The 2,021-nt window shown below is 50.9% G+C and carries 3 protein-coding genes; 1 reads left to right on the top strand and 2 read right to left on the bottom strand.

Going from position 1 to position 2,021, the window contains the following annotated elements; all coding sequences use genetic code 11:
• Positions 1 to 391, bottom strand: a 391-nt coding sequence (gene pxpA, locus C7E10_RS11890; RefSeq protein WP_146109072.1) for a 5-oxoprolinase subunit PpxA, incomplete at its 3' end; no start/stop codon positions are given.
• A gap of 284 nt (positions 392 to 675) precedes the next feature.
• Between pxpA and C7E10_RS11885 the strand changes: the two genes are divergently transcribed.
• Positions 676 to 1,167, top strand: a complete 492-nt coding sequence (locus C7E10_RS11885; protein ID WP_105327530.1) for a DUF2798 domain-containing protein — start codon at positions 676 to 678, stop codon at positions 1,165 to 1,167.
• A gap of 57 nt (positions 1,168 to 1,224) precedes the next feature.
• Here C7E10_RS11885 and C7E10_RS11880 read toward each other — a convergent pair.
• A partial coding sequence (locus C7E10_RS11880) for a 5-oxoprolinase subunit C family protein (RefSeq protein WP_105327529.1) occupies positions 1,225 to 2,021 on the bottom strand: 797 nt, incomplete at its 5' end.

The raw sequence follows: 2,021 nt of genomic DNA, 5'->3' as shown, positions 1-2,021 counted from the left end.
CTTGGGCAATGGCTTCTGCCAGTTTGGGATCCTTGGCAGCCATATTGTACATGGCCCCATGGGGCTTTACATGCTGCAGTTTGGTGCCATGGGTCTTGGCAAAAGCGGACAAAGCCCCTACCTGATATACTACCATAGCGTACACATCAGCCGGAGACACAGCCATTTTCCGGCGGCCAAAGCCTACCAGGTCCGGATACCCAGGATGGGCTCCCAGAGCCACGCCGCTTTTCACAGCCAGGTCCACGGTCTTTTTCATCACGGACGGATCACTGGCATGGAAGCCGCAGGCAATATTGGCGGACGTAACCAAAGGCAGCACCTCTTCATCCAAGCCAATCTTGTAGGCACCAAAGCTTTCACCCAAGTCAGAATTCAAATCGATTTTCATTCCAGATTCCCCCTAACTCAATTTTTGCATGCAGCCAACTCTACAAACAATAAAACTTCTACGAACGTTAAACATTATACGGCATATATCGTTCGATTCATTTCACTTCACATATTTTTCACATTATACTGTATACATTATCATAAATCGTTTCGTGAGTTACATTTTCCTTACATTTTATTCTTCTTTGTGGTATACTTATTCATGCAATGAGTATTCTCAGTGATGTAAATCCGATTGCTGAGGATGCTCTTTTTTTATTTGTTTTCAAGGAGTGATCTGGTATGCCCCAATCTCGCAAAGAAGAAATTATTTTTACCTGTATGATGGCTTTTGGCATGGTGCTTTGCATGTCCTGCTACAATTCCGTCTGGTTTGTCGGCTTTTCCGGTAATTGGGTGGCCTTGGCTCTGCACAACCTGTCCCGGGAATACTGGCTGGCCCTGCCGGTGGCCTATTTCATCGGTACGCCCATTTCCCACCGCCTGACCCTGCGGTTCTGGCCCTGGAAGCAAAAGTACTTTCCCATTGGCATGGGGATTTTTACGCCCCTGGTGATGGTTCCCCTGATGACCACCCTAATCCACCTGCTGCTGTTTCAGATTTCTGATCCAGCCGTAATCATTCCGGCGTATGGCCGGAATTACCTGGCAGCCATTTCCTTTCAGCTTCTGCTAGTTGGCCCCCTGGTCCGGTTCTTCTTCCGGAAACTGGTAGCCGAACGGAGACAGGAAGTTTCTGCTGATACTACCGCTCAGGAAAGCAGCTTGGAATAACGCCAAAAAAGAAATACCCCCAAGGACTGGTTAGCTAACCAGTCCTTGGGGGTATTTTTATACATTTTGTAAGGCGTTTTCTTTACGATAGGTCATCAGTGCCGCTTCTTTTAGAAATTCCCGCTGCTTGGCCAACGCTTCTTCCGCTTCTGTCAGCGTCACCAATTTAAAGCGGATTTTTTCTCCCGGACGCAGTTGGGCCAGCCGGGGCAGATCTGCCTGAACCACCTGGCCAATTTTCGGATAGCCCCCGGTGGTCTGCCGGTCCGCCATTAAGATGATGGGATTTCCGTCCGCCGGCACCTGGATGGAGCCAGAGGTTACTGGTTCAGAAATCAGAGACTTGCCCTTTTCCTTGTAGGTAAGAGGCTCTTCCCCGGACAGCCGGTACCCCATCCGGTCCGATTGGGGCGTAATGGTGTAGGGCCGGCCAAAAAAGATATGGTAACTCTCTTCTGTAAACCAGTCATACTGAAGCCCTTCCGCTACCCGAATGGGGCCAGGTTTCAACACGCCTCCATTAGGGAGGGACCAGCCCATACTGGAGAAGGCCTTGCCTCCCTGTTTGGAAAGCTCTGCGGCAAAGGCTTTTTGGCTTTCCGTCAGCGCTCCCACCGTTAGCTCTTCTCCGTCCTTTAAGGGTGCGCCTCCGACTCCGCCCAGTTTGGCCCGCAGGTAGGTGCTTTTGCTGCCCATAACCAGGGGCACGTCAAAGCCCCCAGCTACAGTAAGATAACCACGGGTTCCCGTTTTTGCCATGCCAAAAAGCAGGGTGCTGTCTTCTTTTACATAAATGGCCCGGTTCATAGGCACGGGCACACCGCCCAGTTTGGCCTGGAGGTCAGCACCCGTCA

The organism is Acidaminococcus hominis (genome assembly GCF_900291475.1).
GTDB classification, from domain to species: domain Bacteria; phylum Bacillota; class Negativicutes; order Acidaminococcales; family Acidaminococcaceae; genus Acidaminococcus; species Acidaminococcus hominis.
Note: the sequence above shows the minus strand (reverse complement) of the source record. Positions and strands in the feature narration are given on the sequence as shown.

Bases quoted from the DNA above. Each gene is read 5' to 3' on its own strand.
- C7E10_RS11885 (WP_105327530.1), top strand. From the start codon at position 676: ATGCCCCAATCTCGCAAAGAAGAAATTATTTTTACCTGTATGATGGCT.